4 protein-coding genes and 1 pseudogene are annotated in these 5,387 nt (G+C 38.7%); 3 read left to right on the top strand and 2 right to left on the bottom strand.

The features are described from left to right. Positions 1–121: 121 nt before the first annotated feature. Positions 122–376 (bottom strand): annotated as a pseudogene (locus RTR63_RS11415) (transposase); the annotation flags it as partial. 176 nt (positions 377–552) lie between these two features. Further along, positions 553–1,947 (bottom strand): aminotransferase-like domain-containing protein, encoded by a 1,395-nt coding sequence (locus tag RTR63_RS11410; protein ID WP_312524359.1) that lies wholly within the window; start codon positions 1,945–1,947, stop codon positions 553–555. A gap of 143 nt (positions 1,948–2,090) precedes the next feature. Here RTR63_RS11410 and RTR63_RS11405 point away from each other — a divergent pair, with 143 nt between their 5' ends. The 3 genes from RTR63_RS11405 to RTR63_RS11395 all read left to right on the top strand — a co-directional run bounded on the left by RTR63_RS11405 (position 2,091) and on the right by RTR63_RS11395 (position 5,351). Beyond that, positions 2,091–2,954 (top strand): DMT family transporter, encoded by an 864-nt coding sequence (locus RTR63_RS11405; RefSeq protein ID WP_060994558.1) that lies wholly within the window; start codon positions 2,091–2,093, stop codon positions 2,952–2,954. Positions 2,955–3,293: 339 nt separating this feature from the next. After that, positions 3,294–4,094, top strand: coding sequence for an alpha/beta fold hydrolase (locus RTR63_RS11400; protein WP_312524356.1), 801 nt, complete (start codon positions 3,294–3,296; stop codon positions 4,092–4,094). A 381-nt stretch (positions 4,095–4,475) separates the two neighbouring features. Continuing rightward, positions 4,476–5,351, top strand: a complete 876-nt coding sequence (locus RTR63_RS11395) for a uroporphyrinogen decarboxylase/cobalamine-independent methonine synthase family protein (protein WP_312524355.1) — start codon at positions 4,476–4,478, stop codon at positions 5,349–5,351. The last annotated feature ends 36 nt before the right edge of the window (positions 5,352–5,387 follow it).

The raw sequence follows: 5,387 nt of genomic DNA, 5'->3' as shown, positions 1-5,387 counted from the left end.
AGAAAAAAGAAAAAACGAATCAACCTAAATTCAGAGGGTTTGGGAGGTAGTTTGAATTACTACAACTCAGGCATAGCCTTCGTCTTGCGCTCAGGCGAAGCGATGCTTCGCTATTTCCTCGCTCAGGTTCAAATTCCCCATTGCGGTCACGTGGGGTTTCAAGTTCGAAGCCACCAACCGCTGATTTGACCGTCTTTTTGCTATAGCCATTAAGGCGGTTGCCAATAGGATTTTGCTCAAGGTAGCTGTCTATTTCAGCCGATAAGGCCGCTTCGGTAAGTTGTTTGATGAGTGGGGCTAGTACCCCATCACTGCCTGTAATAGGCTTTCCTGATTGGATGGCTTTTAGGGCTTCGTTAAAGTCAAATTTTTGCATGGTGTCATTCCTGTTTTTCTGAACAGTTTATGGAAATGACACAGTTTTTCGAACACTACCGGCATCCGCTCTATTAGTGATAGACACACTCGGTTTTCAGCGCTAATAGAGAAACTAGCCGAAGCAAAACCTAGAATCAGTAAAGTTAAACTATGTGAGCTATGTTAGAAAAAACTTTAATATCCTGCTTCATAACCTGATAATAATCTTTTTAATACCTCAAAAATGCGCTTATCATCACACTGAGCGACATTAAAACGTAACATGGAGCGAGCGTTTAATGACTGACTAAATACATTGCCTGGTGCTAAAATAACGCCTTCACTCAAACAATCTTTAGCAAGTCTGGCTGCATCAATGTCCATTGGCAGCTGACACCATAAAAACATACCTGCTTCAGGTACTAAATAAGGCGTTATACCTAAAACAGATAACTTTTGAATAGTTATCTGCATTTTTTTAGCAAGTCGAATTCGTAATGACTCTAGATAACGCTGATATCCACTATCGGAGAGGATTTTAACAATGACTTCAGATGCTAAATGACCACCACCAAATGTGGTGGCAATTTTCAAATCAATCAAATCCTCAATCCATTTTGCTTTTGTTGCAATATAGCCACAACGTAACGATGCAGAGATACTTTTAGAAAAGCTTCCAATTTGAATAACTTGAGATAAATTATCGAATGCAGCTAACCTTGGTGCAGGATTTAATTCAAAATCAGCGAAAATATCATCTTCAATAATGATGAGGTTAGTATCACTAACCAGTTTTAATAGTTGATGTGCTTTAACGGTAGATAATCTAGCACCTGTTGGATTATGAATACCTGAATTGGTTATATACAGGCGGGGAGACAACTTTAGCGCTATTTCAAACTTTTCTAAATCTGGACCATCTTTTGTATAAGGGATTCCAACAATATTGACACGATGTGCTTTTAGCAGTGCCTGAAAGTTAAAATAGCAAGGATCATCTATCAGTACAGTATCACCTGGTTCTAGAAAAAACCTACACAATAGATCAATAGCGTGGGTACCTGACTCTGTTAAAACAATTTGATCTACCTCTATATTAATCTCAAGTTTACTAAGCCGTCTGACTAATAATTGTCTTAATGCCAAATTTCCTGCAGGAGTTGCATATTCTACCAATGGTTTAACATCACAACGAGAAACTTGACGTAATGCTTTACGAAACCCCATTTCATACATCCAAGACTCAGGTAGCCATCCGCAGCCTGGTTTTAGCATATCATCGTTAGCAGTTAATGATTGTCGAGATATCCAAAGTGGGTCTACGGCTCTATCTAAGTTCGGCCCTAAATTATTCAGTGATAGGGGTGCAATGGGCGTATTAATATAATAACCCGAGCCTCTTTTTGACATGATAACCCCCGTAGCCATCAACCGTCCATAGGCCTCTACCACAGTCGAGACAGACACTTGCATTGATTTTGCTTGTAAGCGAACTGAAGGTAAACGTGAGCCAGGTAAGTAAGTACGGTTAGCGATCTTTGCATGAATCGCTTCAATTATTTGATTTACTTTTGAATTGGTTTTAGGCATAGGTACCTATCATTGTACTGAAAATATAATCATAACAGTTCCGATAAACTGTATTTAGATTGTAGCTATTTTACGCTGATTATCCTATGTTTCAATAGTTACTTGAAATTTGACAAATAATAAAATTTTTAAGGTGACGAAAAATGAATAAAGCTGTAAATGGTTGGATAAATGGCATTATAGGTGTCGCTATATTTTCTGGTTCCTTACCAGCAACTCGCTTGGCTGTTGCTGACTTTAACCCTATTTTCTTAACTTGCATTCGTGCCATTATCGCTGCAATATTAGGGTTAGTATTGCTCTTGTTATTGAAACAGCCAAAGCCAAAACGGGATAATCTCCCAGCGTTGTTTATCGTTGCACTAGGCTGTGTTATTGGGTTTCCACTATTAACTGGTATCGCATTAAAATATATCGACTCTGCTCATTCTATTGTATTTATAGGCTTACTTCCTCTTAGTACTGCAGTCTTCGCGGTACTAAGAACTCAAGAAAGACCAAAACCATTATTTTGGGTGTTTTCACTAATGGGGGCACTGTGTATCAGTCTTTATGTAGGTTTTACCGGTATAAAGGAGTCGCTGGTAGGTGATTTGCTAATGATTACATCAATTATAGTGTGTGGGTGGGGGTATGCTGAAGGTGCTAAACTTTCTCAAGAGTTAGGTGGTTGGCAGGTAATCTGTTGGGCTTTAGTGTTATCAATGCCAATCTTACTACCAATAGCAATTTTTATGTTCCCGACGACTTTACATAGCATTTCAACCTCTGCATGGATTGGTCTAATGTATGTGTCAGTTTTTAGTATGTTAGTGGGTTTCGTGTTTTGGTACAAAGGCTTGGCTCAAGGGGGTATTGCGGCAGTGGGCCAATTGCAATTGTTACAACCATTTTTAGGATTATTATTGGCTGCCGCTTTGTTACATGAAAATGTAAGCTATTTGATGATATTTACTTCTATAGTGGCAGTCATTTGCGTGATAGGTGCCAAAAAGTATGCAAATTAAATACTTTATACGCTTCACTTGTTATTTTTAAGTATTTACCATTAGGACTTACGCATTTTTAAGTCTCCGCTCGCCCTAAGCCTATCGAACGGTGCGCAAAAGTTATGGTTCGACAAGCTCAGCACGAACGCTTCTTGTATTTTTGCGTAAGCTCTAACAAACTTAAATTTTAAGTTCAAACGATTTATTTAACATAATCAAAGATGGGCGAAGTGAAATTGAATTAAGTTCTAAGTCTAAAATGTTCATAAAACATTCAAAAATTTGTTTATTTCCTTTATTTGTGTTTGTATGGTCAGTACATACAAACTTTAACCTATTCAATCAATTAGGAAAATTATGGCAACGACTTTTCATATAGCAGGTGTCAACGGTAGTATTGACGGTAATGGCGAACAAACTTTGGTGATGATACATGGTTGGCCCGATACCCAAGCACTGTGGCAAAACCAAGTGGCTTTCTTTAAAAATGACTATCGTTGCGTCACCTTTACGCTGCCTCTATTTGATGAGCCACAGGCTCGCCCCAAGGTGTTTTCATTAGAAGACATCATTGATACCATTCGTCAAGTGATTGACTATGTCAGCCCTGACAAGCCGGTGATATTGATGGTGCATGATTGGGGTGCTATTTATGGCTATCAATATGTGGTACGTTATCCAAAGAAAGTCAGCCGCTTAATTGGCATTGATGTGGGTGATGCCTATAGTGAAGAGTTTAATGCTAGTTTAACGGTTAAAGATAAGCTGGTGATTGCAGGCTATCAGCTGCCATTAGTGATTGGTTTTCGTTTAAATGGTAGCATTGGTAATAAAATAGCCAGAACAGTAGGCAAAGTCCTAGGAGCACCTGCGGCATCTCAGACGATCCATGCAAATATGGGCTACCCTTATTATGTGGCGTGGACAAAGGCAAAGGGCGGTTTTAAAAACTTACAATCGATTAACTTCACCTGTCCTTACCTGTTCGTCTATGGCACACAAAAACCTACCATGTTTCACTCTGAAGCTTGGCTTGTTAAAATCACGCAGCAACCTAACAATCAGGTGAGCGGGTTTAAGACATCACATTGGGTTACTGTCGATAAGCCCACACTGTTTAACCATACAGTATTAACATGGCTGCAAAGACTTGACTGATATATGCTGAAGAAAACGGAGAAATTTACAAGGTTATTTTTCATTATAATACTTAATAATATTGAAAATGGAGTAGGCAAATAATTGATTTTAAAAATATTATTTTAACATAACAAGTATTAGGCAAGTTGAGTTTGAAGATGAATCAGTTAACAATAGTGCTGTCGTAATAGGATAAAATATACATTCCTTGAATGTAAAACAAGTCAGTGCCTACGCTAAGTAAAACTGCACGGATGCTTAAAATGTATTACCAAACCCACAGTTTAGTAGTCACAACCTTAAACGCAATTCATTTTACCTTGAAAAATCAGCGTTTGTCTCATTAGCTAAAAACTCTTATAGTCACGCCTCAAGTTTTTTAACAAAAGCGAATCAACTATGAGCCAAATATTTGCGCAGGCAACCCCACGAACCCAAGCGCCATACCGTAACGATGTAGTAGGGTCATTTTTACGCACTGACGCGCTAAAAAATGCCAAAACCGAATTGCAAACTGGCAAAATCAACCAAGCGGCATTTGACAAAATCCTAAAAGACGAAATCCAAAATCTTGTGAATCTACAAAAACGCCATGGACTGCACGCCGTGACCGATGGTGAATTTAGCCGTGTGTGGTGGCATTTAGATTTTTTAGCGGGGCTAGATGGCATTGAGATGATTAGCCTTGAAAAATTTCCTGTTGCGTTTAAGGGTGCGAAACCTAAGGGTAACACCATTGCCATTGTGGGTAAAATCGACTTTAGTGACGACCATCCCTTTGTCAAAGCCTATCAACTTTTAAAAGATTGTGCGGGTAATTACCCAACAAAATTCACCATCCCATCACCCAGTATGCTGCACTTATTGGCTTGTATACGAGATGAAAATTACCAGCCGATTGACCTTTACCAAGAAGAAAGCCAGCTATTTGATGACATTGCTAACGCATACATTAAAGCGTTAAACAAATTTTATGCATTAGGTCTACGTAATTTACAACTTGATGACACAAGTTGGGGGCAGTTTTGCTCGCTCGATAAACGAGCGGAATTTGAGGCTCGTGGTATTGATTTGGATAAAGTTGCTAAAAATTATGTGACGGTACTCAATCGTATTGTAGATGCCAAACCTGATGATATGCAAATTACCATGCATATTTGTCGTGGTAATTTTCGTTCAACTTGGTTCTCTGAAGGTGGTTATGCGCCTATTGCTGAGGTGTTGTTTGGTACCTGCAGAGTAGATGGTTTTTTCTTAGAACCTGTTCACGATTAAAAAATATGCTAGGATAAGCTACATAATCAATTAATA

The organism is Moraxella sp. CTOTU47724 (genome assembly GCF_032014955.1).
GTDB lineage: Bacteria > Pseudomonadota > Gammaproteobacteria > Pseudomonadales > Moraxellaceae > Faucicola > Faucicola tetraodonis.
The sequence above is the reverse complement of the archived record's forward strand: the minus strand, read 5'-3'. Positions and strand labels throughout refer to the sequence as shown.

Coding starts and splice junctions, on each gene's coding strand:
- RTR63_RS11410 (WP_312524359.1), bottom strand. CDS start 1,947: ATGCCTAAAACCAATTCAAAAGTAAATCAAATAATTGAAGCGATTCAT.
- RTR63_RS11405 (WP_060994558.1), top strand. CDS start 2,091: ATGAATAAAGCTGTAAATGGTTGGATAAATGGCATTATAGGTGTCGCT.
- RTR63_RS11400 (WP_312524356.1), top strand. CDS start 3,294: ATGGCAACGACTTTTCATATAGCAGGTGTCAACGGTAGTATTGACGGT.
- RTR63_RS11395 (WP_312524355.1), top strand. CDS start 4,476: ATGAGCCAAATATTTGCGCAGGCAACCCCACGAACCCAAGCGCCATAC.